This window comes from Actinacidiphila rubida, assembly GCF_900110255.1.
In the GTDB taxonomy this organism is placed as follows: domain Bacteria; phylum Actinomycetota; class Actinomycetes; order Streptomycetales; family Streptomycetaceae; genus Actinacidiphila; species Actinacidiphila rubida.
Window position 1 is genome coordinate 334,522 of sequence record NZ_FODD01000003.1, and the last position, 26,192, is coordinate 360,713.

Consider the following 26,192-nt stretch of genomic DNA (forward strand, 5'->3'; position numbering starts at 1 on the left):
CCGGTGTCCCCTCGAACAGGCAAGGGGACACCGGCCGTTCGGCCGTCAGGAAGGCGACGGTGTCAGCCGCGCTGGATGCCGCTGCTGTCCTGGAGGACGCCGCGGCGGCCGTCCTGGGTCTGCGCGACGAGCGCCTGACCGCGCTGGTCGACGGCCAGGTACCAGGTGCCCGGGGTCAGTTCGGCGATCTGGCCGCCGGCACCGTCCTCGGAGTACAGCGGACGGGGCACCGGCACCGCGAACCAGAACGCGGTGAAGTCCGCGGACGGGGCCGGGGCGGTGGCCGCCGGCTGCGGGGCGCCACCGTACGGCGCGGCCTGGTGACCACCCTGCGCGAACGCCGGGTCGACGGACTGCGCGCCGCCGGGGTAGCCGTAACCGGCCTGCTGCGGGGCGACGCCGTACGGCTGCCCGCCGGCCGGACCGCCGTAGGGCTGGGCCGGCTTGGGGGCGCCGAGCAGCGGCGCCTGCAGCGCCGGAACGCGGTCGGACAGCACGGCCGCGGCCGCGAGCGCCAGGCCGAAGATCAGTGTCAGCCAAGCCCCCGCGCCCTTGCTCACACCGTCGTTCGCACCGCCCTGGCCGACGTCCGGGATGGCGGTGGCGAACATCGACCACAGCGCCGCCCAGCCGACGACGACCGCCAGCGCGGTGCTCCACTGCTGCAGCGTCAGGCCGATGAGCTTCTTCTCGGCCGGCTGGTTGCGGCCCACGAGCACGGCGGCGGCGGACGCGAGGGCGCCGAGCGTGACGACCGGCAGCAGCGGGAACAGGGCCGGGCTCCACGAGCTGACCGACTTGTTGACCTGGTCGATGGAGAAGAACGGCAGGAACGAGGCGATCAGCAGCAGCACCGCTGCTCCGATCACCGCGCCGTCTCCTCGGGTCAGGGAGCGGATGTTCACGTCAGGTCCTGTCCTTTGTCGTTTCGGTTCGTTCGTATCGGACGTCGTGCAGGCATCGGGCGGTTCCGAACGGTGCCCCATGCTACGGGTCAGCCCCGGCCTCCGCCGGTGTCCTCGACGAAGGCGGTGAGGCCGTCCGCGATGCCCTGGGCGGCGTGCTGCCGCCACGCGGAGTCCGTCAACGACGCGGCGTCGTGGGAGTTGCGCATGTTTCCGCACTCGATGAACACCTTGGGCACCTTTGACAGGTTGAGCCCGCCCAGGTCGCTGCGGACCGTCAACCCCGTACCGCCGGCGAGGTAGTCGGCGTAGTGCTCCCCGGTGGCCGCGGCGAACTTCCCGCGCAGCGTGGTCGCCAGCCGGTACGAGGGCCCCGCGATGGAGCGGGTGTCCGCGATGCCGGCGTGCAGCGACTGCGGCGCGATCACGTGGAAGCCGGAGCCGGTGGCGGGGCCGCCGTCGGCGTGGATGGACAGCGCCGCGTCGGCGTGCGCCGCATTGCCGATCCGGGCCCGTTCGTCCACGCACGGCCCGTAGGCGCGGTCGCCGTCGTAGGTGAGGACCACCTTGGCGCCGCGGGCCTCCAGGATCGCCCGCACGCGGTGGGCGACGTCCAGGGTGTAGCGCGCCTCCGGGTAGCCGGCGTCGGTCTCCGTGCCCGTGGTGTCGCATTCCTTGCGGGCGTTCCCGATGTCCACGAGCCGGTTGATCTCGGCGGAGTGCGACGCGTTGCCCAGGTTGTGGCCCGGGTCCAGCACGATCACCCGCCCCGCGAGCGGAAGCGTTCCGGCGGACTGCCCCGCGTGCGCGCCCGCCCCGTTGCCCGCCCCGCCCGCGCCGGGCTTCCCGGAGGCGGACGACGAAGCGGAAGGGGCGGAGGAAGCAGAAGGAGCAGAGGGGGAGGACGGCGACGAGGACCCGGAGTCCTTCGCGCCGGAGGTGTCCGAGGACAGTGGCGCGTCCGCGCCACCGCCCGAGTCGTGTATCCAGCGGAAGCCGGCGACGCCCGCCACGCACAGCACCACCGCCACGGCGACCGCTATGAGCAGCGGTCCGCCCCGGCCGCCCCCGCGTGACTCGTTGCTGAACACGCCCGCGACTCTAGCGGCCCCGCGTACCGGCTCGCACCGCCGCCGTCCGGTTCGTCCCGGAGCGCGACCCGCCCGCTACAGTGCGAGGCTGCCGGGGCCGCGGCGCAGCACCCGCAGCGAGCCGGTCGCCGACTCCTCGGCGAAGGCCCCCGAGTCCAGTGCCCGGCGGTAGATCCGGTACGGCGCCTGCCCGCCGTCGGCGGGGTCGGGGAAGACGTCGTGGACCACGAGCAGCCCGCCCTCGGCGATCAGCGGCGCCCAGCCCTCGTAGTCGGCGTTCGCGTGCTCGTCGGTGTGGCCGCCGTCGACGAACACCATCGCCAGGGGCTGCCGCCACAGCCGTGCGACCTGCGGCGACCGGCCGACGACCGCCACGACGTGCTCCTCCAGGCCGGCCGCGTGCAGCGTCCTGCGGAACTCCGGCAGGGTGTCCATCACGCCGGTGGCCGGGTCGACCAGCGAGGTGTCGTGGTACTCCCAGCCGGGCTGCTGCTCCTCGCTGCCGCGGTGGTGGTCGACGGTGACGACGACGGTGCCGGCGCTGCGGGCGGCGTCCGCGAGCAGGATCGTGGAGCGGCCGCAGTACGTGCCGACCTCCAGCAGGGGCAGGCCCGGGGTGGCGGGGCCCGCCGTCGCCTCCTTGGCGGCGGCGTGCAGCGCCAGGCCCTCGTCGAGCGGCATGAACCCCTTGGCGGCCTCGAACGCCGCGAGCACGTCGGTCATGGCACCACCCTAGGTCCACCCCCGAGCCGGTCCGCGGGCCCCTGGTCGTAGGTCGAAATCCCGATGCCGAGGCGCCGCCGGGCGGGCAGCATGGGCCCCATGACTGGACTTGTCGGGCAGCGTGAACGAACCACCGTGGGCGGCAGGACGCGGCCGCCCGCCTGGGCGGTGCTCCTGGTGGTGTGCGCGGGGCAGTTCCTCGTCGTGCTGGACGTGTCCGTGGTGAACGTCGCGCTGCCGTCGATGCGCAGCGCCCTGGGCCTCGGGCAGACCGGCCAGCAGTGGGTGGTCAACGCCTACGCGCTGACCTTCGCCGGGTTCCTGCTGCTCGGCGGCCGCGCCGCCGACCTGTTCGGCCGCAAGCGGGTCTTCCTCACCGGCCTCGGCCTGTTCACCGCGGCCAGCCTGGCCGGCGGCCTGGCCCGCGACCCGGGGATGCTGATCACCGCGCGGGCCGTGCAGGGCCTGGGCTCGGCGGTGCTGGCGCCCACCACCCTGTCGATCCTCACCACGTCCTTCCCCGAGGGCTCCGAGCGGACCCGGGCGATCAGCACCTGGACGGCGGTCGGCGCGGGCGGCGGCGCCGCGGGCGCGCTCGTCGGCGGCGTGCTCACCGACTACCTCTCGTGGCGCTGGGTGCTGCTGGTGAACGTGCCGGTCGGCGCGCTGGTGCTGCTCGGCGCCGCCCTGTGGATCACCGAGAGCCGCGGTTCCGCGGGCCGGCGGCTGGACGTGCCCGGCGCGGTGCTGGTCACCGGCGGCGTCGCGGCCCTGGCCTACGGGATCGCGGAGAGCCAGTCCCACGGCTGGTCCTCGGTGGACTCCGCGCTGCCGCTCGCCGCGGGCGCCCTGCTGCTCGTGGCGTTCGTGCTCGTGGAGGGCCGTACCGCCCAACCGCTCATGCCGCTGCGGCTGTTCCGGATCCGCTCGGTGTCCGCGGCCAACACCGTGCTGCTCGCCACCGGCGCCGCGATGTTCTCCACCTGGTACTTCCTGTCCCTCTACATGCAGAACGTGCTGGGCTACTCGCCCGTGCAGGCCGGTCTGGCGTTCCTGCCGCACACCCTGTGCATCGTGGTCGGCTCGAAGCTGGCGCCGCGGCTGATGGGCCTGGTCGACGCCCGGCTGGTCAGCGCGGCGGGCGGCGCGATGGCCGCGGCCGGCCTGGCCTGGCAGAGCCACCTCGGCGTGCACAGCGGCTACGTGGCCGCGATCGCCCTGCCCGGCATGCTGACCATGCTCGGCGCGGGCATGCTGATGACGCCGATCGCCGCGGCCGCGACGTCCGGTGTGACGATGGGGGAGCAGGGCGTGGTGTCCGGACTGCTCAACACCTCACGGCAGTTGGGCGGCGCGCTGGGCCTGACGATCCTGGCGACCGCCGCGGTCGACCGCACCGCCTCGCGCGCGGCCGGCGGCGCGTCCGTGCCGCAGGCGCTGACGTCCGGCTACTCGCTGGCGTTCCTGCTGGGGGCGGCGTTCATCGCGGCCGGCTCCCTGCTGATCGCGCTGCTGCCCCACCCCGCGCCGAAGCCGGCCGCGTAGCGGGCGGGCCGGACGGGACGAGCGGACGGGACGAGCGGACGGACGGGACGGTGCGCGCGGTCACAGCCAGCCGTTCTGGCGGGCCGCCCGTACCGCCTCCATCCGGTTGCGGGTCCCGGTCTTGCCGATCGCCGAGGACAGGTAGTTGCGGACCGTGGACTCCGACAGGAACAGCCGGCCCGCGATGTCGGCGACGGTGGCGCCGTCCGCCGCCGCGTTCAGCACGTCCTCCTCGCGGGCGGTCAGCGGGCTCGGGCCGGCGCTCAGCGCGGCCGCGGCCAGCGCGGGATCGATCACCCGCTCCCCGCGCAGCACCCGGCGGATCGCGACGGCCAGTTCCTCCACCGGCCCGTCCTTGACCAGGAACCCGGCCGCGCCCGCCTCCATCGCGCGGCGCAGGTAGCCGGGCCGGCCGAACGTCGTCAGGATCAGCACCTGGCACGACGGCAGTTGCGCCCGCAGCTCCGCGGCCGCGTCCAGCCCGCTGCGGCCCGGCAGTTCGATGTCGAGCAGCGCGACGTCGGGCCGTATCGCGAGCGCTTCGGGGACGATCCGGTCGCCCGCGGCCACCTGCGCGACGACCTCGATGTCGTCCTCCAGGCCCAGCAGCAGCGCCAGCGCGCCCCGCATCATCCCCTGGTCCTCGGCCAGCAGCACCCGGATCCGCGCGCCGCCCGCCGCGCCGTCCGGCGCGTCCGAGGTCCGCGCCGCCGCCGTCGGCGGCGCGGACGGTGCTGACTGCTCGGCGTGCGCGTCGGTCATGAGCACAGGGTAGTCACCGCACGGCGGACACCACGGTCCCCATCCGCCCCGGGGCCCCCTCCGGCCCGAACGGCCCGCCGGGGCGGCCGCGTTCGGTCCGGGCCGGCGCCGGCCCGCGGCCCGGGCCGGCCCGGGCGGTCAGTCGCCCGCCGGCGGCCAGGTCTCCCAGACCCGGTCGAGCCGCTGGTACGCGTCGTCGAACCAGGCGTCGGGAAGCGGGACGGTGACCGTCACCGCGGTCAGCGACCGGGAAGGGTCCTTGACGGTGACGTGGCAGCGGTCGGCGGCGTCGTCGAGTTCGACGAGCAGCCACGGGGCGCGCTGCCCCTCGCGCCAGGCGATGTTCTGCCCGGTGTCGAGCCCGTCCAGCGCCTGCTGCCAGCGGCTCAGGTCCTCGGGGAGGAGCGATGTCGCCAGCGAGCCGCGGACGAACGGGGTGTCGACGACGAACTCCCCGGACAGGGCACCGGTCCCGCCGTGCCCCGGCTGCCCGCCCCTGCCGCTGATCCGCAGGACGACGCTGTTCCCGTCGCCCTCCAGGCGTATCAGGTCGATCGGTTCCTCTGCCATGACGGCCCCTCCCCATGCGCGCACGATGCCGCGCAAACCCTACTCACGCGGCGGGCTCCTCGACGGGCAGGACCGCGGTGACGCGGAAGCCGCCGCCCGCCGCGGGGCCGTGCTCCAGGCTGCCGCCGGCCGCCGCCAGCCGCTCGGTCAGGCCGCGCAGGCCGGTGCCGACCCGGGCCTGCACCGCGGTGCCGCCGGCGGTGCGGGCACCGGGCGCGGCGGCCCGCGCCGCGCCGCCGTTGTCGGAGACGACCAGGCGGGCGCGGCCCGCGTCGGTCCGCAACTCGATGACGGTGCGCGTCGCGCCGCTGTGCCGCACGACGTTGGTGACGCCCTCGCGCACCACCCAGCCGAGCAGCGCCTCGGTGTGCGGGGGCAGCGGCGGCCCCGACTCCTTCACCACCACCTCGATGTCCGCCGCGGCCAGCACGGACCTGGCCCGGTCCAGCTCCGTCGACAGGCTGCCCTCGCGGTAGCCGGTGACCGCCTCGCGGATCTCGGTGAGCGCCTGCCGGCCCACGCCCTCGATGTCGGCGACCTGCGTGAGCGCCGCGTCCAGGTCGCGCGGCGCCAGCCGCCGGGCCGCCTCGGCCTTCACCACGATCACCGACATGGTGTGCCCCAGCAGGTCGTGCAGGTCGCGGGAGAACCGCAGCCGCTCCTGCGCGACGGCCGACCTCGCCAACTCCTGCCGTGTCTCCTTGAGTTGGGCCACCGCATGGAACAACGTGATGATCACCGACACGACCAGACCGGACAGGAACGTGCCGTACGCCAGGCTCGCGGTGCCCCAGAACCCCTCGTGGTGCAGCGACGCGATGACCCCGGCGGCCGCGCTCAGCGGCATCAGCATCAGGCCCAGGCGGCGGCGCGTGTGCGCGACGCTGCCGACGCACAGCGAGACCAGGATGAACAGCAGCACGAAGTTGCCGCCGTAGCCGACGGCCAGCGCCAGCGTGACCGCCGCCAGCGCGCCCAGCAGCCGGATCGGCACCGGCCCGGTGCGCCACCGGTCGTGGAACGCCGCGCGGGCGGTGGCGACGTACAGCACACAGAACACGGCGAGTCCGCAGCCGGCCGCCCACGGGTGCCCGACCCTGCCCTCGAGGATGTCGACGGCCGGCCCGACGGCCATCAGCAGCCAGGGGATCAGCGCCCCGCCGTCCGGGCCCTTGAGGTGCTCGATCTCCTCGTCGAACGACCGGTTCCTCCACCACCAGCCCTTGCGGCGGCAGTCGTCGTCCTTCAGCAGCATCGCGGTCGTCCCCGTCCCCGTCGGCGGCTCCGCCGTCGGGCACGGCGCAGCGGTCGGTGCCGGCGGAGTGCCGTGGGCAGGCGTCACTGACGTCATGCGGTGCGTGCCCCCCGCCGGTACGCGACGACAGCGTAACCGCCGAACAGCAGCAGCCAACCCCCCAGGACGGCGACCGTTCCCAGCGAGGGCCCGCGGTGGTCGAGCACGCTCCATCCCAGGTCACCGAAGCGCCGGGTGGGCGTCCAGCGGGAGACGGCGGCGAGCCAGCGGGGAAAGAGCGCGACCGGGATCCACAGCCCGCCGATCACGGACAGCCCCATCATCGACGCCATGCTCGCCACCCCCGTCGCCTGCGCGCTCAGGCCGTACCCGTTGCCCAGGCCGAGCAGCGTGAACGGGAACGTGCCCAGCCACAGCAGGCCCGCGACCGCCGCCCACTGCCACGCCGCCAGCCGCACCCCGTTGACGGCGGCGCCCGCGCCCAGCACGGTCACCAGCGCGGGCAGCACCGTCACCGACGCGGTCAGCGCCCGCCCCGCGACGACCTGCGCGGGCGTCAGCGGCGTGACGCGCAACTGCCGGAGCCAGCCGCGGCCCTTGTCGTCCGCGACGCCGGTGCCGATGCCCAGCGCCGCGCCCAGCGCGCCGTAGGCGGCCATGCCGACCATCGCGTACCGGGCGTAGTCCGCGCGGTCCGCGGCACTCTCGCTCGCCCCGAGATTCGTGAACAGCAGGTACATCGTCAGCGGCATCGCCACCGAGGTGATGACGTAGCCGGCGTCGCGCAGCGTGCGGCGCACCTCGAGCCGCGCGTAGCGGAGCACGGGACCCAGGCGGCGGCTCATCGCACCGGCTCCTTCCGGCCGCGCCCGGCCCGGCCCCTGGCGGTGCCCTTCGCGCGGACCGCTCCCGGCGGACCTGCCGCCCGGTCGCCCGTCCGCTCGCCGTCCGGCCCGCCCGCCGGGTCGTCAGGGGCGTCGGCCATCGGGTCGGTGAGCGACAGGAACGCGTCCTCCAGGCGGGCCGGCGCCACTTCGAGCCGTCGCACCCGGCCGGCCGCGGCGAGGGCCAGCACCGTGGCGTCGGAGTCACCGGAGCGCAGGAGCGCGCGGTCGCCCCGCACCTCCACGGCGGTCACACCCGGCAGGGCGCGCAGCCCCTCGGTGCCGCCGCCGGCCAGGTCGAAGGAGACCAGCGTGCCGCCGACGGCCTGCTTGATCCGCTCGCCGGAGCCGTCGGCGACGATCCTGCCCCGGTCCATGACCACGATCCGGTCGGCGTTCTCGTCGGCCTCCTCCAGGTAGTGCGTGGAGAACAGCACGGTGTTGCCGCGGGCCGCGTAGCCGCGCATCGCGCGCCAGAACGCCCGCCGTGCCTCCACGTCCAGTGCCGCCGTGGGCTCGTCGAGGACGATCAGCCACGGGTTGCCCGCCACGGCCAGGGCGAAGCGCAGCCGCTGGGCCTGCCCGCCGGACAGCCGGTCCACCCGCCGCCCGCCCAACGCGCCGATCCCGGCCAGTTCCAGGGCCTCCGCCGCGGGCATCGGGCACGGGTACGCGGCGGCCACGAACGCCACCAGCTCGGCGACCGTCACGCGCGGGATGGGGTGCCCGTCCTGCAGCATCGCGCCGACCCGGCCCGCCCTGACCGCCCGCGCCGGAGGCCCGCCGAACAACTCGACGCCGCCGCCGTCCGGTTGGTCCAGGCCCAGCAGCAGGCCGATGGTCGTCGACTTGCCCGCGCCGTTGCGCCCGAGCAGCGCGAGGGTCTCGCCGCGCCCGATCTCCAGATCCACCCCGGCGACGGCCCGTACCGCGCCGAACCTCTTGTGCACCGCCGTGAGCCGCACGGCGGGTGACGTGTTCACCATGCTCCGACGCTAGGGCCGGCGCCGCGGCCCGCGGCAGAAGCGAATGTCCCCGGCCGTGCGGGACAGATGTCACCGCCGGCGCCCCGCGGGCCCGCCCACCCCGTCGGGGCCTAACCTCGTGGTCATCCTCCGCCTCATGGCCATCACCCGTCCCATCCGACCGTCTGGTCACGGCCAAGGGTCATCTGCTGCTAGCCATCCGGTCATCCGCTCGTCGCCGAACAGGGGTCGCGCACAGCGGATGCTTGCGGCCGAACACGCACACCTGACACAGAAGGAACACAAGGAACCGCAATGAGACACAGCGGGATAAGAGTCGCGGGGGCCGGCTCGCGCCGCACCGCGATGGTCGCCGCGCTCGCGCTGGCGCTGACGGGAGTGGTCACCGGAGCGGCCGTCGCGTCGGGCCCGGCGCAGGACGCGTCCGCCGCCACCGCGGACACCGCGGGCCGGCCGGCGGCGGACAGCTGGCTGCCGAAGACGCCGCAGAACTGGCCGCTGGTCGTGGACTACGACCGCACGCCCGAGCAGACCGTCACGCGCGGCCTGCAGCACTACAGCGAGACCTACGACACCGTCGGCGGGCGCCAGCACATCCAGGTGCTCACCGCTGACCTCGGCGACCCGAACCTGCGGGTCGGCACGGTCGAGGCGGGGGACACCCTCACCAACCCGGCCGACGAGACCCCGTCCTCGATGGCGCACCGCACCCACGCGGTGGCCGGCGTCAACGGCGACTACTTCGAGATCCACGCCAGCGGCCGCCCGCTCGGCGGCATCATGAGCGACGGCCACCTGCTCAAGAGCCCGCAGAAGGACTTCGACTCGGTGCTCGCCGTCAAGCCCGACGGCACCATGGTGATGGGCCCGCAGACGTTCTCCGGCACGATCACCGACGGCTCCGCGACCCACCCCCTGACGTCGCTGAACACCGTCAACGACGCGGCCGCGGGCGGCATCACGGAGGTCACCCCCGACCTGGGCGAGACCCCGGGCCTGGCCAAGCCGTCCACGCTGGTGCTCGGCCACACCGCCGCCGGCGGCTTCGTGGTCGACGGTGTACAGGCCGGCGTGACCACCGTGCCCAAGCTCGGCGCGGACCAGCTCGGCCTGCTCGGCGCGGGCGACGGCGGCCAGTGGCTGACCGGCTCGCTGCACGCGGGCGACACCGTGGGGATCGCCTCCCAGCTCTCCCCCGATAACGATGTCACCCAGCTGATCAGCGGCGTCGACACCCTGGTGAAGGACGGTCAGGTCTACACCGACCCGACCGGCACCCCGCCCAGCGGCACCAACCCCGAGACCGCGGTCGGCATCACCAAGGACGGCAAGCACGCCATCGTCGTCGCCATCGACGGCCACGGCGGCTCCGAGACCGCGTTCGGCGTCACCGCGCAGCAGGCCGCCGGCTACATGGTCGCCCACGGCGCGTGGACCGCGATGCTCTTCGACGGCGGCGGCTCCACCGGCATGGTCAGCCGGGCCCCCGGCGCCGACCAGGCGGAGGTCGTCAACACCCCGTCCGACCTGCCCGGCAACACCGAGCGCCCGGTCGCGAACGGCATCTTCTTCTACTCCACCGCCAAGGACGCGGGTCCGGCCGTGGCGACCGTCGTCAACGACGGCAAGCCCGTCACCACGGTCGCGGGCGGCTCCATCCCGCTGCCGGTGCACTCCGTCGACCGGTTCGCCAACCCGGCGGCCGGCACGCCGCGCGTGCGCGTCGAGCCCGCGTCGCTCGCCACCTACGCCGACGGCAGGCTGACGCCGCTGCGCGCCGGCACCGGCCGCATCATCGCGTCCAACGGCCTGGCGATCACCTCGCAGAAGCTGACCGTCGTCGACACGCTGGCTTCGCTGAGTGTCAGCCCCGACCAGGTCGACCTCGGCAGCGGCGCCACCCAGCAGCTGACGCTGTCCGGCACCGTCAAGGGCGGGGGCCAGGTGCAGATCCCCGCCGAGGCCGCCACCTGGAAGGTCACGCCCTCGGACCTCGGCACCGTCGACGCGCACGGCCTGTTCAGCGCCGACCCGTCCAACGGCGGCCTCGCCGACGTCACCGCGACGGTGGCCGGCGCCACCGCCTCGTCGTCGATCGCCGTCGGCAGCGTCACCAAGACCATCGACCCGATGAGCAGCCTCGACAACTGGCGGCTCAGCACCAACTCCACGGGCAAGCCCGCGACGCTCAGCGCCGACCCCGGCGTCGTCGCACCCGGCTCCACCGCGTCCGGGTCGCTGAAGCTCGACTACTCGATGCCGGCCGGTTCCGGCGTCAAGCAGCTCGTGCTCGTCCCCAAGGTCACCCTCGCCACCGACACCGACAACGGCCAGGTGCCCACCGGCATCGGCGTGTGGATCAAGGGCGACGGCAACGGCATCGAGCTGGCCGAGCGCTACATCGGCGTCAACGGCACGTCCACGACGCTGTACCCGACGTTCGTGACGTGGAACGGCTGGCACCTGGCCGTCGCGCAGCTGCCGGCGGGCATGCAGTTCCCGCTGACCATCAGCTTCGTGGACTTCCTCGCGATCAGCCCCAGCACCTCCTACAGCGGATCGCTCAACGTCGGCGGCCTCCAGGCGCTGTACTCGCCGCGCCCGGTCACCACGCCCGCGTACCACGCCGTCCCGCAGAACCCGGACTGGCTGTCGTACGAGGAGGACTCCGCGGACTTCGCGAAGAAGGGCACCACCCTGCTCGCCGGCGACGACGCGCACATGCTCGCCAGTGACCCCGGGTCGGTCAGCAGCAACGTGATGGACTCCATCGCCGAGCGGCTGCCCACCCTGGCCCCGCAGGCCCGGCCGGACGCCGCGCAGTTCCTCGGCGACATGGCCGACGACGGCAAGCTGCCCGACCTGCAGTTCGCCAAGTCGAAGATGGACGCCCTCGGCGTCCCCGAGCGCGACATCGTCGGCAACCACGAGATCACCCAGGGCGCCGACGCCGAGAACGGCAACTACAGCGCCACGTTCGGCGACACCCACTACGCGTACGGCCTCGGCCGCGCGCAGGTGATCGTCACCGACAACTCGCACGGCAGCCTGCAGTCCTCGGACCCGTTCCAGGACCCGACCGGCGAGCAGTACCCGTGGCTGGTCCAGCAGTTGACCGCGGCGGCCACGGCCAAGGACGTGCTCGTCGTCACGCACATGCCGGCGTACGACCCGCACCCGGCGGCCAACAGCCAGTTCACCGACCGGTGGGAGGCGCGGATGTACCTGCGCCTGGTGCAGCGGTTCCAGCAGACGCACCCGTCCCAGCACGTCGTCATGATGTACGGCCACGCGCGCGGCTTCGCCGAGCAGATCCTCGACCCCGAGGGCCACAGCGTGACCGCCGCGGAGGGCGGCATCCCGCAGTTCACCTTCGCGGACCTGGGCATGCCCGCCTACGCGCCCGCCGACCAGGGCGGCTTCTACCACTTCGGGCTGATGCGCGTCGGCAACGACGGCGCCCTGCAGTTCTCGGTGGAGCCGGCTCTGTCGGGCATCACCGTGGCGGCGCCGTCCGGCCCGCTCACAGCGGGCTCGCAGACGGTCCTGACGGCCACCGGCACCCAGGTGGCCGGCGACAACATCGCCCCGCTGACGATCCCGATCGCCGACCCGGCGTCCCACGTCTGGTCGTCGTCGGACGCGCGGATCGCCTCGGTGGACCGGGTCACGGGCCGCGTGACCGCGCACCACGCGGGCACGGCGACGGTGTCGGTGACGTCCGGCGGTGTGACGGCGTCGACGCAGGTCACCGTGCAGTGACGCGTCGTTGACGTGTGACCGGCCGCCGGGCCGGCACGCCGGCGGGGTGCTCCTCCTCCAGGGGAGCACCCCGCCGGTCGCGTTGTGGATTGCCGCGGCGGCCCGGTGCGCACACGGAACGCCGTTCGCACCGGGTGCCGGGCCTCATGCGCCGGGCCTCATCCGCCGGATGTCATGTGCTGTGCGTCATGCGCCAGACCTCATGTGCCCTGCGGTGGCCGTCAGTTGTCCTGGACGCGGCGGTGGCGGCCGTGCGGCGCGTGGGCGTCGATGTGCCCCTGCCCCGAGTCCTCGCGGGATGCCGCACCGCGGTGGCGGCCCCCGGCCGGCTCGGACGCGTGCTCGGTCGGCGTTGCTTCGGACATGTGTGATCTCCCCGTGGTCCCCGTCGAACTGCGCACCCCCGTGCGCCTGAAGCGCGCGAAAAGGGTCAACCCGCTCGGTGGAGAGGCCACTTGGCGGCCGTCACGAGGAGTACCCGGGCGCGCGGCTGTGGGTGATTCTACTGACGGGGCCGGCGTGTCGATCACCGGGGGCTCCCGGCGTGTCGCGGGCAGACCGAGCGGCCGCCGGGCCGGGCGCTCCTGCGGCATCGGCGTGATGACCCGCATCACCAGCCCCGACGGCGTCGTCCGCGGGTCCGACGGCGAGACCGGCGGCGGAATCGAGTGCGGGAGGCTCATGCCGGGCCCCCCGACACCGTCGCGGCCAGCGGCGCCTGCTGCAGCGGCAGCACCGCCGCGGGCCGGCGGACCGGCTTGGGCCGGCCCGGCTCGCGCACCACCCGCGGCTCGGCGACGGCGGGCACGCCGCCGGACGCGAGGTCCGGCGCGGCTGCCGGGGACGCGGGGTCCGCGGTGTGGACGGGGTGGGCCGGGGGCGCGCCGGATGGACCCGTGGCGGTCGTTCGGGTCGCGTCGTGCGCGTCGTGCGCGTCGTCGCCCTCGGCCTCGTCCTCGGCTTCGTCGGTGAGGCCCGCTCGCGCCCGTGCCGCGCGTTCCACCCGCTCCTCGGGTTCCGTCGGCGGGAGGTCGTACCGCATCAGGCCCGGCTCGGGGGTCGCGAACGGCAGGTGCAGGTCCGACCTCGGCAGCCACAGGCCCGCACCGGACAGCCAGCCGGCCGGTACCGCCCGCCAGTGCACGCGCCGTTCGCCCGGCCGCCACAGCGCCAGCGCCTCCGCCCCCCCGGGCGCCTCCGCGCGCAGCGCCACCACCACCGACTCCGGGCTGAGGCTCTGCCCTGGCTGCGCGGCCACCGGGCTCAACTGGATCCCCGGCACCCGCAGGACGTCCGGGAAGCGCACGGGCCGGGTGCTGCCCAGCACCCCCCAGCCCAGCCGCGTCCCGCCCGCCGCGTCGCTGCGCAGCAGCAGCAGGCCGCTGTCCGGCTCCGCCAGCACCAGCCGGTCGTCGCTGTCCTCGGTCAGCTGGAGCAGCGGGCTGACCGCACCCGTGTGCAGGTCGGCCGCGACCGCCTTCGCGCGCCCGTCCACCTCGCGGTCCAGCGCCAGCAGCCGCCCAGTGCGGTCCAGCCACACGCCGCCGGTGCAGCGGCCGCGCACCGTCATCACCGGCGCGGGCGAACCGTCCCCCGTGCCCAGCACCTGCCACACCGTACTGACGCCTTCGCCCCAGGCCAGCACGAACGCCGTCCCCGGCACCGGCGAAGGCGGCAGCAGCCGCACCTCCTCACCGCTCACCGATCCGGCCCGCAGCTCGCCCGTCCCCGGTCCCGCCGGGTACAGCAGCACGGCGTCGTACCGGTCGCCGACGCGTCGCAGCACCAGCACCCGGCCGTCCGGCAGCGGCGCCACCTCGGTCCCCGTGTCCTCAGGCTGCGCCCCGGGCAGCGGCACCGCGTACGGCTCGGCGTCCCCCATCGTCCACCGCTCCACGAACCACCCTCCTTCGGCCTCCGCCATGCACGCGGCGTACGAGCCGTCCCCCGCGAGCGTGAACCCGCGCCGCCGCGTCACCTCCCGCGTCGCGGGCGCCCCTTGGGCGACCGCCGCCGTGCCCTCGTCCGGGCGGGGTTCCGCGTCGCCGCGGATCACGAAGGTGATGACGTCGGAGCGGGTGCCGGGGTCGTGGGCCGAGCCGCTGGGCCGCGGCACCCAGGGCGGAGGGGTGCCGCCGGTCCCGGGGCTCGTGTCCGTCGTACCGGTGGTGCCGGGGGTGTTCGAGGCCGAGGGGCTCGGCCCGGTTCTGTCGTCCATGTGGTCGTCGCCGGTCGTGCTCGGGGCGGCGGGCTGCGGCGGCCACACGCTCGGCCCGTCCGCGCCCTGCCCGCCGGATGTCGGTGCGCCCGCGAGGCCGGCGCTGAAGGGTGACGCGTCCAGGGCGTCGCAATCCCCGTCCGTGTCCGCACCGCTGCCGGTCCCGAGGCTGACCTCGTCGGCGCCCATGAAGCTGATGCCGGTGAGGTACGTGGCCGCAGGCGGCGCCCACTCCGCCGGGTCGCCGGAGTCGAGGTCGAAGTCGGGATCGAAGTCGGGGTCGGGATCGATGAGGTGCGCGGTCTCCTCGGCCGTGTGGCGGTTCGTTTCTGCGACCGCGTGGCCGGCACTGCCGGCGCCGGCGCCGGTGCCGGCGCCGGTGCCGGTGCCGGCGAGATCGAGGTCGAGGTCGGCCGGTGGTGTCTCCGGCGGCAGGGCAGGCGCGGCGTCGGTGTTCGCCGTGCCGGGTTCCGTGCGGGGGCCGTTCGCCGGGCTGGCGGTGTCGGCGTCGTCGCCGGCCGCGGCGGGGGGTGTCGGCTGCGACGGGACGTGGGCTCGGTTTTCGGCGGGGTCCGGCACCTCACCGCGGCCGGTGGCTGCGTCCGGCGGGGTGGGGGCGCGGTGGCGGGCGGTGCTGGGGCGGGGCACGGCAGGCGCAATTGCGTCGGCGGAGGCCTGCGTCGATGCGGCGGAGGCGTCCGGGCCGAGAGCTGCCGCCGGCCTGGCGTGGGCCGCCCGTGCAATTGCCGGAGCGGCGCATTCCGCGGATGCAATTGCGGGATCGGGCTGCGGGCCCGGTGCCGGGGGTTCGCTCGCGGCCCCGTCGGCCACGTGCGGGGCGGCCACAGCCTCGGCGCCCGCCGTGGCCGAGGGGTTCGCGGGCTCGTTTATGGCGGGGGCTTCCGTCGTGCTCGCGGCCGATGCAATTGCGTCCCCCGCACCGGGCAACGGCAATTGCGCCGGGGGAGCGGCAAGCGTGCCCGCGTCCGCGGTTTCGGGGGCACGGTGGCGTGCCGTCCCGCGTCGAGGGCCGGGCGACTGCGCCGTGCACGCGTCGTCCGCAATTGCGGCGTCGGGATGCGGGCCCCGAGCCGCGGGCTCGCCCGGACCCGAGCCCGAATCCGCGCCGTCCCCACCCCCGGTACCGGCCGTGGCCGGTGCAATTGCGCCGCCCTTCGCGCCCCCGCCTGCCTCGCTCGGCCCCGAGACGGTGGCGGCCGCCTTCGCCGCGCGACGACGCCGGGGCGCCGCGGCCGTCGTGGCGGGGCCGTCCGCTGAGGCGCGGGGCGTGCTCGGGCCGTTCGCCACGTCGGCAGCGTCGTCGCCGGCGGTGGCGGCCGAATCGTCGGTGGACGTGCTGGGCTTGCGCGGGTCGCCCGCGGTGCGGGCCGCCGGGGCGCCCCCTTCGCCGGGGACGGCCACAGCGCTCGGCGCGGTCTCCGCGCGTTGAGCCGCGGACGTCCCGGCGGGGTCGTCGGCATGGGCGCCGTTCGCGTCCGCGGGGCTCTCGGTGCGGGCCGCCAGTGTCGCGGGGTCCTCGGTGGAGGGGCTCGCTTCGCTCGCCGGGCGCGGCGCCACGTCCGGGTTCGGGGTGCGCGCGGCGCGGGGGCGCGGGGTCGCGCGCTCGGCCGCCGCGGGGGCTTCGCCGGGGGCGCCCGGGGTGCCGGATCCGTCCTGGGGTCCGGCAGGGGGCTCCGCGCCGGGGCCCGCGGTCTTCGCACTGGCAGTCATGGCAGTCGTCCACCTCCGGCACGAGACCGTAGTTTTCGTACTTCCGGACGATCAACGCGAGTGGGGGCGGTTCACACGTAAGGGTGTTGATCGCGGTGATTCCACACCGTTCGAGGGACGCGTGTGCTGTCGTATGCCGCATGTGGGTCATGCCGTTCGGCGGCCCTTCGGGCCCGCCGGAAGGCCGTTCCGGGCCTCGTCCGCTCCGCGCTTCCCGGTGGCACGCGCGGTCCGGGTAACCTTCCTTCCGTGCCCACTGTCTCCGACGTCCTCGCCGCGCTCGACGCCCTGTGGCCCCCGGAGCTCGCCGAGTCCTGGGACGCCGTGGGTCTCGTCTGCGGAGACCCGGCGGCCGAGGTGTCCCGCGTGCTGTTCGCCGTCGACCCGGTGCCCGAGGTCGCCGACGAGGCGGTCCGTCTCGGCGCCGACCTGCTCGTCACCCACCACCCGCTCTACCTGCGCGGGACGACCACCGTCGCCCCGCTGGGCCCCGCCGGTTTCAAGGGCCGGGTCGTGCACGAGCTGATCCGCAACGACGTGGCCCTGCTCGTCGCGCACACCAACGCCGACCGCGCCGACCCCGGCGTCTCCGACGCCCTCGCCGCCGCGGTCGACCTGCGCGTCACCGGCCCGCTGGTGCCCGATCCCTCGGACCCCGCCGGGCGCCGCGGCCTCGGCCGCGTCTGCGAGCTGGACGCCCCGCTGACCCTGGCCGAGTTCGCGGCCCGCGCCGCGCACGGCCTGCCCGCCACCGCCGCCGGGCTGCGGGTGGCCGGCGACCCGGACGCCGAGGTGCGGACGGTCGCGGTGTGCGGCGGCTCCGGCGACAGCCTCTTCGACGAGGTCCGGGCGGCCGGCGTCGACGTCTTCCTCACCGCCGACCTGCGGCACCACCCGGCGTCCGAGGCCCGGCTGGCCGGCCGCCCCGCGCTGGTCGACGCCGCGCACTGGGCCACCGAGTGGCCCTGGTGCGAGCAGGCCGCGGGCCAGCTCGACGAGATCTCCGACCGGCACGGCTGGGCGCTGCGCACGCACGTCTCGCGTACGGTCACCGACCCGTGGACCGGGCACGCGCCCTCGACCTCGCCGGCCGGGGAACCGGCCGCTCCGGCGGCCGCCGCCACACCGTCCTCACGTTCTACTAGCTCAGGAGCCCCCCGCTGAACGCCGCGCCCGCCGACCAGATCAGGCTTCTCGAAGTCCAGGCCCTCGACCTGCGCATCGGGCAGCTGGACCACAAGCGCAAGAACCTGCCCGAACACGCCGAGCTGGAGCGGCTCGGCGCCGACCTCGCCCAGCTGCGCGACCTGCTGGTCGCCGCCAGGACCGAGGACGGCGACACCGCCCGCGAGCAGACCAAGGCCGAGCAGGACGTCGACCAGGTGCGGCAGCGTGCCGTGCGCGACCAGCAGCGGCTGGACTCCGGGGTGGTCACCTCCCCGAAGGACCTGGAGAACCTGCAGCGCGAGATCGCCTCGCTCGCCAAGCGCCAGTCCGATCTGGAGGACGTGGTGCTGGAGGTCATGGAGCGCCGCGAGGCCGCGCAGGGCCGCGCTTCGGAACTCGCCGAGCGCGTCGAGTCGGTCGAGGCGAAGGTCGCCGAGGCCGAGCAGCGCAAGGCCGCCGAGCTGCAGGGCATCGACGCGGAGGGCTTCACGGTCGCCAAGGACCGCGAGGTGCTCGCCGAGGCCGTTCCCGCGGACCTGCTCAAGCTGTACGACAAGCTGCGCGCGCAGCAGGGCGGGGTCGGCGCGGCCCGGCTCTACCAGAAGCGCTGCGAGGGCTGCCGGCTCGAACTCAACATCACCGAGCTGAACGAGCTGCGCGCGGCGCCGGCCGACGAGGTCGTGCGCTGCGAGAACTGCCGCAGGATCCTGGTGCGGACCGCCGACTCGGGTCTGTGAGCCGATGACGGGCCGCGAAGGCGCGGCGGCGGGTGCCGGGACCTCCGGCGGCGGGTCGTCGGAGGCCGGGGTCTCGCGCGCCGGGACCTCCGGCGCCGGGTCGCCTGAAGCCGGGTCGCCTGAAGCCGGGCCGTCCGACGCCGGGTCGTCCGACGCGGGGGCGCCGGCCGCGCCCACCGTGCTGGTGCTGCTGCGGCACGGCGAGAGCGAGCTGACCGCGCAGAAGCGGTTCTCCGGGAGTGGCGGGAGCGATCCCGCGCTCTCGGAGCACGGCCGCTGGCAGGCCGGGCGCGCGGCGGCGGAACTGGCCGTGCGCGGCGGTGTCCAGGCCGTCGTCAGCTCCCCGCTCGCCCGCTGCCGGGAGACGGCGCAGGCCGCGGCCGACCGGCTCGGGCTGGACGTCGCCGTCGAACCCGGCCTGCGCGAGACGGACTTCGGCGCGTGGGAAGGGCTCACCTTCGCCGAGGTACGTGAGCGGCACCCCGCCGAGCTGGACGCGTGGTTCGCCTCGGCGGACGCGGCGCCGTCCGGCGGCGAGAGCTTCACCGAGGTCGCCGCGCGGGTCGCGGCCGCGCGGGACGCGCTGCTGGCCGCCCACCGCGGGCGCACGGTCCTGGTGGTCAGCCACGTCACGCCGATCACCACGCTGGTCCGGCTCGCGCTGGACGCCCCGGCCGGGTCGCTGTTCCGGATGCAGGTCGGGCCCGCGTCGCTGTCGGAGATCGCGTACTACGCGGACGGCAACGCGTCCGTGCGGCAGCTCAACGCGGACGTGCACCTCAGGCCGTGAGCGCGGCCGCCTTCCGGGCGATCGCGGTGATCTCGTCCCAGGCGCGGGCGCGCAGTGCGTCCTTCGGCAGCATCCATGTGCCGCCCACGCAGACGACGTTGGGGAGCGCGAGGTAGTCCGGCGCGCGGTCGGCGTCGATGCCGCCGGTGGGGCAGAAGCGTGCCCGCGGCAGCGGCGAGGCGAGCGACCGCAGGTAGGCGGTGCCGCCGGCCGCCTCCGCGGGGAAGAACTTCATGTCGGTCACGCCGCGTTCGAGTAGGCCCAATGCCTCGGACGCGGTCGACACCCCGGGCAGGAACGGCAGACCCGAGCCGCGCATCGCGTCCAGCAGCCGGTCCGTCCAGCCCGGACTGACCAGGAACCGCGCGCCGGCCGCCTGCGCGGCGGCCACGTGGTCCGGCGTCAGCAGCGTTCCCGCGCCCACGACGGCGTCGGGCACGTCATGCGCGATCGCCTGGATCGCGTCCAGGGCCGCGGGCGTCCGCAGCGTCACCTCGATCGCGGTGAGTCCGCCGGCGACGAGCGCGTGCGCGAGCGGCACGGCGTCCGCGGCGTCCTCCAGCACGACGACGGGGACGACGGAGGGGGCGACGTCGAACACGGAATCCATGCGGCGCATCCTCCCCCCTCCTGCTCAACCTCTGCAACGCCCGTTGCGCTCTGCGCAACGCGCGCGCCCTGATTCCGGCCCGCGCCGCGCACCCGGCCGGGACGGGCGCGGGGCCCGGGCCGCGGGTCGCCGCGGGTCGCGGTGGGGCAGGAGGGTCGTCCTCGACCGCGGAGGAGGGTACGAGGTCTCCGGGGCGCGGCCGGGGAGGCGGGGCGAGCCGGCCCGGCGAGGGGCTAGTGGAGGTCGTGGACGAGGACGTCGAGGCGGGGGGAGCCGGGGGTGTGGTCCACTGCGTAGCCGAGGTCGCGGAGGTCGCCGGCGAGGCCGTCGGGGGTGCGGGGCCGGGCCCCGGACGTGAGCAGGGACCGGACCAGCTTGCCCTTCGTCGCCTTGTTGAAGTGGCTGACGACCGTCCGCTTCTCCACGCCGTCGACGACGGCGACCTGGAGCACGCGCACCGTCGCCGTCCGCCGCGCCACCTCACCCCGCGGCTTCCACGCCGCCGCGTAGGCCGAGGACCGCAGGTCCAGGACGAGCCCGCCGCCCGCCGCCTCCGGCATCACCTCGTCCATGAACGGCTTCCAGTACGCGGCGAGCCCGCCGAGCCCCGGCAGCCGCACGGCCATCGAGCAGCGGTACGCGGGAATGCGGTCGCCCAGCCGTACCGCGCCCCACAGCCCGGAGAAGACCAGCAGCGACTGCTGCGCGCGCCGCCGCGCGGTGGCGTCCAGCGACGCGAGGTCCAGCGCGTCGTACAGCACACCGGTGTACAGCCGGCCCGCGGGCATCGCGGGCGCGGTCCGCAGGCCCGCGTTCCTCGCGACCTCGCCGCGCAGCCCGGGGCTGAGCCCGAGCACCTCCGCGGCCTTGTCCTCGTCGCTGCCGCACAGCGCGACCAGCTCGTCCAGGACGGCCGCCCGCGCCGCGGTCAGGCCGGGCAGCGACAGCCCGTCGAGCGCGACGGGACGCCCCCGGCCGGCGGTGGCCTTCCCCTCGGACGGCGGCAGCAGGACGAGCACGGGTCATCTCCCTCGTACGGACTCCACGATCCGCAGCAGCCTACGGCCCCGCCGTACCCCCGCCGCCACCTGCACGTCCCGGCGGCGGGCGGATGCGTGCCCGCACCGCGGGGAGGACGCCGGCGGCCCGCGGCGACCGTGTGCGGCGGGCCCGGCCCGAACCACTACGATGGTGACCACGGCAGACGAGCCGGGCGGGCGGCCGCGTGGAGTCCCTTCGGGGGTTCCCCGAGGAACGTCCGGGCTCCACAGGGCAGGGTGGTGGCTAACGGCCACCCGGGGTGACCCGCGGGACAGTGCCACAGAGAACAGACCGCCGGGGACCTCGGTCCCCGGTAAGGGTGAAACGGTGGTGTAAGAGACCACCAGCGTCCAGGGTGACCTGGACGGCTTGGTAAACCCCACCTGGAGCAAGGTCAAGAGGGACCGTAGCGATACGGTCCCGCGCGGACGTCCGAGGGCTGCCCGCCCGAGTCCGCGGGTAGACCGCACGAGGCTGCCGGCAACGGCAGCCCTAGATGGATGGCCGTCGCCCCGGAGTCCGCGAGGACCCCGGGGAACAGAACCCGGCGTACAGCCCGACTCGTCTGCCGCTCCTCGTTTCCGCAGGTCAGGCGGGTATTCGTGGTCTGCGCATCGCCTAGCGGGTCCAATTTGGGGCCACGGGGGCGATCCTGAAGCGCTGAAAGTGGCACCGTAGTGCGAACTGGAGGCCGAGCCCGGCGCTCTTGGCCTGCGGAGACGTGCGGGGTGGACGGATCGGACAATACTTTTTGCCGCAGGTGTCCTGTAAAGGACCCCGCCCGGGTGAATGAGGATCTTTGGAAACGGCTCTGACCGCGATCGCGTGAAGGAGCATGGCCCGGTGGGTGCCGTCTCGGGACTCACCGAAGTTTCTCGGACCAGGGACGATCTCCATACGCCTGGGCGATGGCAGTTGCCAGCCAGTGTCGCTGACCGGCATCGAGTGTTGGGAGTGCAGCCCGGAAGTCCTCTTCGTCCTTCGGCCGGGGCTGTTGGGCCTTGTAGAAGAGCTGAACCTCTGGCGCCAGGTAGGGCACGCCTTGTGCCGAGTTCCTGCCAAGGAGGTCGATTGGGCGCCGGACCTGGGCACATCGTCTGGAGATCCAGTCTCGGCCCTCCGCTTCATCGAGCATGATTTGGATCTGCCAGGGCTCCGAAGGGCCGGGGCGGCACCAGATGTCGTGGACCTCGGCGGGCAAGGTCTCTCCTGGCTGCCACAGCCTGAGGGTCCCGGGCGGGTCCGCTGCCCACCACTCTCAGGCCGGCAGCAACTGCTGAACGACCAGTTGGTCGCGGCGGAGCAACAGGACATCGACATCGCTGTGTTCTCGGAACGAGTAGCCGACCGCGAGCTCGATGGCGTAACCCCCGGCAACCCACCAAGGGACCTCGACCGACGAGAACAGCGTCGCTACATCGGCCAGGACCGCTGGCTCCCAGCGGCCCCACGGCGTCTCGGTGCGTGTCACTCAGCGAGGGTACTGGCGCATGATCATTCAGGGAACCGCGGTCAGAGCCTTGAAAACCGGCTCTGACCGCGATTTCGTGAACGATCATCAGCAGGCCTTTTCAAAGGCTGCGCCCCACCTGCTGTGAGCAGGCTCGGGGAATCCAGCCGTGCTTGCGGGCGGCCCCCTACGCAGCCACAGCGGAGCCTCGGTCTACGCTACACCGAACGAGTCTCCAATCAGGCCGTGAGCTGCGGTTCTGTCAGAACAGGGGGTGTTTCGGATGGCAATGGGGAACCTGCCCGCGCGCGAATGGATGATCAAGGATGCGAAGGGGCGTAAGTACAGCTTCGACTCGGAGACCGAGGCGTTCGGGGAGCTGGCGGAGTACGGCGAGGGTGCCACCGTATGGACCCGCGACGTGGTGCGGGTCGCGTTCATCACCAAGTCGGTCTACGGCTGGCAGGAGGTGTCCGAGCTCGGTGCGCCGGTGACCGGCCGGGTGCTGGGCCAACCAGACGCCGCGACCGGGCGCGGCTGAGGCCTGCGTCAGGAGACGGTTCGTGATGCCGTTCGCTGCGCTGGCCTTTCACGGACTTCCGGTCAGAGCCTGAAAACCGGTCAGGGCTGCTCTTCGTTCCCCACACGGTGCTGTTGGCAACGAGTCGGGGCCGCCCGCTTGTGGAGCGTGTGCGGGCGGCGCCGAGCGGCCAAGGGCGCCTTCGGCGCCACTTGCACGTGGCTTCGCCCGCCGACGGCACGGAGCGTGCTTCGACGACCTCAGACAGGCCGTAGCACTTCGGCCAGCCCCTCCGCGGTGTCCTTAACTTCCGGCGGCGGGCCCGGGGTACCTTGATAGGACACACCCGAGATGGTGACCTTCCCAGCCGCCTGAAGCATCGGCATGTACTCGGTCCGACCGTCCGCCGGCCCACCCACGAACGTCACGAGTACACCAACCGAGTTCGGGTCCATCGAAGCACTCCCCTCCGCACGCGCTGTGACGCCCGGGACGGGAGAAGCGTTGTCCGAGCCGCTGCATCCCACAAGCGCAGCTAGCAGGCCGAGGCAGCCCGCCATCCTCCGTATGAGCACGCGGGCATCCTGCCAGGTCCTGGGGAATCTGAGCGAGCAGGTCTGTCCCGCCCCCGAGTACCGGGTGGGGAGACCGCATCACGTCACGGCCGACCGGGCGGGGACCATTACCTCTGTCGCGGGGCGATCGTGAAGCCCTCACGTGGGGATGAGCCAGGGGTATCTGTGTGGCGCACGCGCGGGTTGCTGGCTTGGGTCCGTGCGACAGCTCGCTGTCGCACGGACCGAGTTCGCCTAGAGCAGGTTCGTGTAGATGCCCCAGCCTGTGCCGGCGGCGGCGCGGGGCTTGTACGGGGTGGCGGTGTTGCCGGTGCCGGCGTAGTACCAGAGCTGACCGGTCTTGTCGGTGGCGATGATGTCGGGGTGGCCGTCGACGAGGAGGTCGCCGATGCCGACAATGTGGGTGTAGGTGCCCCAGCCGGTGCCGATCCGGACGCGGGCGGCGTAGGGCGCGGTGGCGTTGCCGGTGCCTTGGTAGAGCCAGAGCGCGCCGGTGGTGTCGCGGGCGAGGAGGTCGGGGTGCCCGTCGCCGGTGATGTCGCCTGCCTGGGTGAGGAGGTTGTAGGAGTTCCAGCCGGCGCCGATGCGGATGCGGGCGGCGAAGGGCGCGCTGGGCTTGCCGGTGCCCTTGTAGAGCCAGAGGACGCCGGTGGTGTCGCGGGCGAGGAGGTCGGCGTGGCCGTCGCCGGTGAGGTCGCCGGCTCCGGTCAGCTGGTTGTACATGTTCCAGCCTGCGCCTATGCGGATGCGCGGGTCGAAGGGCCGGGCGAGGGTGCCGGTGCCGGCGTAGTACCAGAGCACGCCGGTGCGGTCGCGGGCGACCATGTCCCCGGTCCCGTTCGCCTTCAGCGGCGAGAGCGCGGTGATCGCTGAGTAGGTGTTCCACCCGCCGCCGACGGATGTGCGCTGCTCGTAATAGCTGGGCTGTGCAGTCCAGACCTGGCCGCAGTACTGCCACAGCCGGCCGCCGGTGTCGATACCGTAGAAGGCGGCCTGGAGAGTGGCGGGGCGGATGTCGGCGGTGAAGTCGAACTCCTCCGTCGCCCAGCTCGCGTAGGTGTGGCCTTGGTCGTCCAGGACCTGCGCGGTGCCGATGAGCTTGCCGGCGGGAAGGCCCCACTTGGCCTGGATGCCGAGGTCCTGGTCGTTGAGTCCGGTGTTCTGCACGGTGGACCAGTCGATGGTCGGCAGGGTGATCGAGAGCGATCCGTCGGTGTTGTGCGTCCATGCCAGCGGTGCGAACGGTCCGGGGTTGGTGCCGGTGGCGAGGCTGAGTTGCACCGAGTCGGCGAGCTGGGCGGCGGTGTAGCCGGCGGCGACGAGTTGCGCGGCGGTGAACGTCAGTGTGGTGTGTGTGGGCGGTACGGGGGTCGTTCCTGCGGAATGGAAGCCGGTCTTGAACGCGCGGACGCTTCGGGCGAAGCCGGTTGTCACGGCGGTTTTCGCGCTTCCGGTGACGGTTGCTCTGCCGTACACGTACTGCGTGACAATGGGGCCTGGGGACTCGGTGATTTCGTTGCCGGTCGCGCCGTCGACAAGAATTCCCCTGATGCCCACCGTCTCGGAGACGGGGTAGTCCGCACGGACGTGGAGGCGGATGGTGCCGGCCGTCATGGGTGCGCCGGGTATGCCGTTGCCGTCGGAGTCCTGTTGCCCGATCTTGACTTCGAGGTAGTTGGTCTGCCACCGACCGGTGCCAACGGTCAGAGGCAGCTCCGTCCCCGAGCCGTCGGTGATGTGGAGACCCGTCTGCTGCCCCAGGATCTCCAGGCGCGCGTAGGCGTCGGTGGTGGGCGGTGAGTCGACGGTCACGTCCAGCTCTTGAGCAGGGCCGTACAGGTCGAGATCGTGCGTGGTCGCCACCGAGATCGACGGCGCCGGCGTCCCGTCGGCCACCGCGGACTGGACGGGCGTGAATCCGATCACGGCGCCGATCAGGCCAATGGCGAGTGTCACGCGTCGAGTTCGTGCACTACGCGAAGACATGGTTCCCCTCCCCTTGGTCTCGCGTGTGCGAGACCGGGCACAGTGTGTCAGGTGTGAGTGAGTGAGGGCCTGCGGGTGCCCGTGGCGGGAGCCATGGACACCTCCCAGAGTCCGGTTGGGCGGCGAGTCTCATCGTTGCCCTGGAGCCGTCGTCGTCTGTGGTCCCGGTCGGGGTGAAGGATCCGGTCCCGTCGCCGGTGTACGGATGCAGGCTTCCGTCATTCCCGACCGCAGCCAGATCAGGCCTTGGCCAGCAGGTCGACGGCTTCGGTGATGTACCGCTAGGAGGTGGTCGTGCCGACGCCGACCCCGGCTGCGAACTGGGCGTACGGGTGGCCGTTGCGGAGGTGGGCGAGGGCGAGTAGGCCTGCCGGCCCGCGCTCAGGCGATGCCATCGGGTGCCGAGAGCCCGGTGATGTTCCCGCAGGTGGGCGCTGAGGAAGCGGGCAGAGCTGGACAGGTCCAGTCCGGACAATTTGGCAAGCACGTGAAGCCTCTGGTGGAGACGGTTCTCTTGGCCGAGAACCCACCTACCAGGGCTTCATCTGTCTGCCAGCGCAACAGCCCAGCTCAGCTCAGAGGGGTCTGGTGCACGATCGGGTGACGTCTTGACCTGACCTGCCCCACCTCTCAGGTTCCAGTTCTGGTGGCTAACTGACAGCCCTTCACGGAAGGCTGGCAGTCATGCCTCGTCCCTATCCTCCGGAGTTCCGAGCGCGTGCCGTCGCGCTGGTCCGCGCCGGCAAGCAAGCCAAACAGACGGCGGTGGAGCTCGGCATCCATCCCGTCACGTTGTCGAAGTGGTTGCGGCAGGACGACATCGACAACGGGCGGCGACCGGGAACGCCGTCGAGCGAGTCTGCTGCGTTGCGGGCCGCTCGCCG

General features: G+C 73.8%; 19 protein-coding genes, 1 other RNA gene and 3 pseudogenes. 8 read left to right on the forward strand and 15 right to left on the reverse strand.

Annotation, left to right across the window (positions count from 1 at the left end):
* Nucleotides 1-62 precede the first annotated feature (62 nt).
* The 3 genes from BMW99_RS04540 to BMW99_RS04550 all read right to left on the reverse strand — a co-directional run bounded on the left by BMW99_RS04540 (nucleotide 63) and on the right by BMW99_RS04550 (nucleotide 2,719).
* The gene (locus tag BMW99_RS04540; protein WP_069464303.1) at nucleotides 63-905 is read right to left on the reverse strand and encodes a DUF5336 domain-containing protein; all 843 of its coding nucleotides are present in this window, start codon (nucleotides 903-905) and stop codon (nucleotides 63-65) included.
* 89 nt (nucleotides 906-994) lie between these two features.
* Nucleotides 995-1,996, reverse strand: coding sequence for an N-acetylmuramoyl-L-alanine amidase (locus BMW99_RS04545; RefSeq protein ID WP_075016260.1), 1,002 nt, complete (start codon nucleotides 1,994-1,996; stop codon nucleotides 995-997).
* 75 nt (nucleotides 1,997-2,071) lie between these two features.
* The gene (locus BMW99_RS04550; RefSeq protein ID WP_069466043.1) at nucleotides 2,072-2,719 is read right to left on the reverse strand and encodes a class I SAM-dependent methyltransferase; all 648 of its coding nucleotides are present in this window, start codon (nucleotides 2,717-2,719) and stop codon (nucleotides 2,072-2,074) included.
* Nucleotides 2,720-2,818: 99 nt separating this feature from the next.
* Here BMW99_RS04550 and BMW99_RS04555 point away from each other — a divergent pair, with 99 nt between their 5' ends.
* Nucleotides 2,819-4,264 carry an MFS transporter gene (locus BMW99_RS04555; protein ID WP_069466044.1) on the forward strand — a complete coding sequence of 482 codons (1,446 nt, stop codon included), beginning with the start codon at nucleotides 2,819-2,821 and terminating at the stop codon, nucleotides 4,262-4,264.
* Between the two features lie 60 nt (nucleotides 4,265-4,324).
* Here the strand turns inward: BMW99_RS04555 and BMW99_RS04560 are convergent, their stop codons facing one another.
* The 5 genes from BMW99_RS04560 to BMW99_RS04580 all read right to left on the reverse strand — a co-directional run bounded on the left by BMW99_RS04560 (nucleotide 4,325) and on the right by BMW99_RS04580 (nucleotide 8,721).
* Complete coding sequence (locus BMW99_RS04560; RefSeq protein ID WP_079138836.1) at nucleotides 4,325-5,026, reverse strand: response regulator transcription factor; 702 nt, start codon at nucleotides 5,024-5,026, stop codon at nucleotides 4,325-4,327.
* 138 nt (nucleotides 5,027-5,164) lie between these two features.
* Nucleotides 5,165-5,596, reverse strand: coding sequence for a DUF5959 family protein (locus tag BMW99_RS04565; protein ID WP_075016261.1), 432 nt, complete (start codon nucleotides 5,594-5,596; stop codon nucleotides 5,165-5,167).
* Between the two features lie 43 nt (nucleotides 5,597-5,639).
* On the reverse strand, nucleotides 5,640-6,851 hold the full coding sequence (locus tag BMW99_RS04570) for a sensor histidine kinase (protein WP_079175920.1): 1,212 nt from the start codon (nucleotides 6,849-6,851) through the stop codon (nucleotides 5,640-5,642).
* Between the two features lie 92 nt (nucleotides 6,852-6,943).
* Nucleotides 6,944-7,696: an ABC transporter permease gene (locus BMW99_RS04575; protein ID WP_245791184.1), complete on the reverse strand. Its 753-nt coding sequence runs from the start codon at nucleotides 7,694-7,696 to the stop codon at nucleotides 6,944-6,946.
* Complete coding sequence (locus tag BMW99_RS04580) at nucleotides 7,693-8,721, reverse strand: ABC transporter ATP-binding protein (protein ID WP_079175921.1); 1,029 nt, start codon at nucleotides 8,719-8,721, stop codon at nucleotides 7,693-7,695. Before BMW99_RS04580 ends, BMW99_RS04575 begins: the two co-directional genes overlap by 4 nt.
* Before the next feature lie 294 nt (nucleotides 8,722-9,015).
* Here BMW99_RS04580 and BMW99_RS04585 point away from each other — a divergent pair, with 294 nt between their 5' ends.
* Nucleotides 9,016-12,483 carry a phosphodiester glycosidase family protein gene (locus BMW99_RS04585; RefSeq protein WP_075016262.1) on the forward strand — a complete coding sequence of 1,156 codons (3,468 nt, stop codon included), beginning with the start codon at nucleotides 9,016-9,018 and terminating at the stop codon, nucleotides 12,481-12,483.
* Nucleotides 12,484-12,704: 221 nt separating this feature from the next.
* Here the strand turns inward: BMW99_RS04585 and BMW99_RS41170 are convergent, their stop codons facing one another.
* Together BMW99_RS41170 and BMW99_RS42630 are read right to left on the reverse strand one after the other, a co-directional pair.
* A complete protein-coding gene (locus BMW99_RS41170) occupies nucleotides 12,705-12,848 on the reverse strand; it encodes a hypothetical protein (RefSeq protein WP_177226053.1) in 144 nt (47 codons plus the stop codon).
* Nucleotides 12,849-13,162: 314 nt separating this feature from the next.
* Nucleotides 13,163-15,349: a hypothetical protein gene (locus BMW99_RS42630; protein WP_107485329.1), complete on the reverse strand. Its 2,187-nt coding sequence runs from the start codon at nucleotides 15,347-15,349 to the stop codon at nucleotides 13,163-13,165.
* A 1,332-nt stretch (nucleotides 15,350-16,681) separates the two neighbouring features.
* Between BMW99_RS42630 and BMW99_RS04595 the strand changes: the two genes are divergently transcribed.
* The 3 genes and pseudogenes from BMW99_RS04595 to BMW99_RS04605 form a co-directional block, all read left to right on the forward strand.
* On the forward strand, nucleotides 16,682-17,596 hold the full coding sequence (locus BMW99_RS04595; protein WP_075016263.1) for a Nif3-like dinuclear metal center hexameric protein: 915 nt from the start codon (nucleotides 16,682-16,684) through the stop codon (nucleotides 17,594-17,596).
* On the forward strand, nucleotides 17,593-18,336 hold the full coding sequence (locus BMW99_RS04600; protein WP_069467652.1) for a zinc ribbon domain-containing protein: 744 nt from the start codon (nucleotides 17,593-17,595) through the stop codon (nucleotides 18,334-18,336). Before BMW99_RS04595 ends, BMW99_RS04600 begins: the two co-directional genes overlap by 4 nt.
* A gap of 28 nt (nucleotides 18,337-18,364) precedes the next feature.
* Nucleotides 18,365-19,126, forward strand: a pseudogene (locus BMW99_RS04605) (histidine phosphatase family protein); the annotation flags it as partial.
* Here BMW99_RS04605 and eda read toward each other — a convergent pair.
* Together eda and yaaA are read right to left on the reverse strand one after the other, a co-directional pair.
* Nucleotides 19,116-19,736: a bifunctional 4-hydroxy-2-oxoglutarate aldolase/2-dehydro-3-deoxy-phosphogluconate aldolase gene (gene eda, locus BMW99_RS04610; RefSeq protein ID WP_075016283.1), complete on the reverse strand. Its 621-nt coding sequence runs from the start codon at nucleotides 19,734-19,736 to the stop codon at nucleotides 19,116-19,118. The pseudogene BMW99_RS04605 and the gene eda overlap by 11 nt on opposite strands.
* A gap of 233 nt (nucleotides 19,737-19,969) precedes the next feature.
* Entirely contained in the window at nucleotides 19,970-20,755 is a 786-nt protein-coding gene (gene yaaA / locus BMW99_RS04615) for a peroxide stress protein YaaA (protein ID WP_075016264.1), read from the reverse strand.
* Nucleotides 20,756-20,941: 186 nt separating this feature from the next.
* Between yaaA and rnpB the strand changes: the two genes are divergently transcribed.
* Nucleotides 20,942-21,345, forward strand: an RNA gene (gene rnpB / locus BMW99_RS04620) — RNase P RNA component class A.
* 294 nt (nucleotides 21,346-21,639) lie between these two features.
* On the opposite strand, the pseudogene BMW99_RS04625 reads toward rnpB, so the two are convergent.
* Nucleotides 21,640-22,248 (reverse strand): annotated as a pseudogene (locus tag BMW99_RS04625) (nucleotidyltransferase domain-containing protein).
* Between the two features lie 262 nt (nucleotides 22,249-22,510).
* Between BMW99_RS04625 and BMW99_RS04630 the strand changes: the two are divergent.
* Nucleotides 22,511-22,768, forward strand: a complete 258-nt coding sequence (locus BMW99_RS04630) for a hypothetical protein (protein ID WP_141726337.1) — start codon at nucleotides 22,511-22,513, stop codon at nucleotides 22,766-22,768.
* Between the two features lie 788 nt (nucleotides 22,769-23,556).
* On the opposite strand, the gene BMW99_RS04640 is transcribed toward BMW99_RS04630, so the two are convergent.
* On the reverse strand, nucleotides 23,557-25,278 hold the full coding sequence (locus BMW99_RS04640) for an FG-GAP repeat domain-containing protein (RefSeq protein ID WP_069465896.1): 1,722 nt from the start codon (nucleotides 25,276-25,278) through the stop codon (nucleotides 23,557-23,559).
* Nucleotides 25,279-25,592: 314 nt separating this feature from the next.
* A pseudogene (locus tag BMW99_RS04645) lies at nucleotides 25,593-25,795 on the reverse strand (IS5/IS1182 family transposase); the annotation flags it as partial.
* A gap of 197 nt (nucleotides 25,796-25,992) precedes the next feature.
* Here BMW99_RS04645 and BMW99_RS04650 point away from each other — a divergent pair.
* The coding region (locus tag BMW99_RS04650) for a transposase (RefSeq protein ID WP_075016284.1) at nucleotides 25,993-26,192 on the forward strand (200 nt) is incomplete at its 3' end.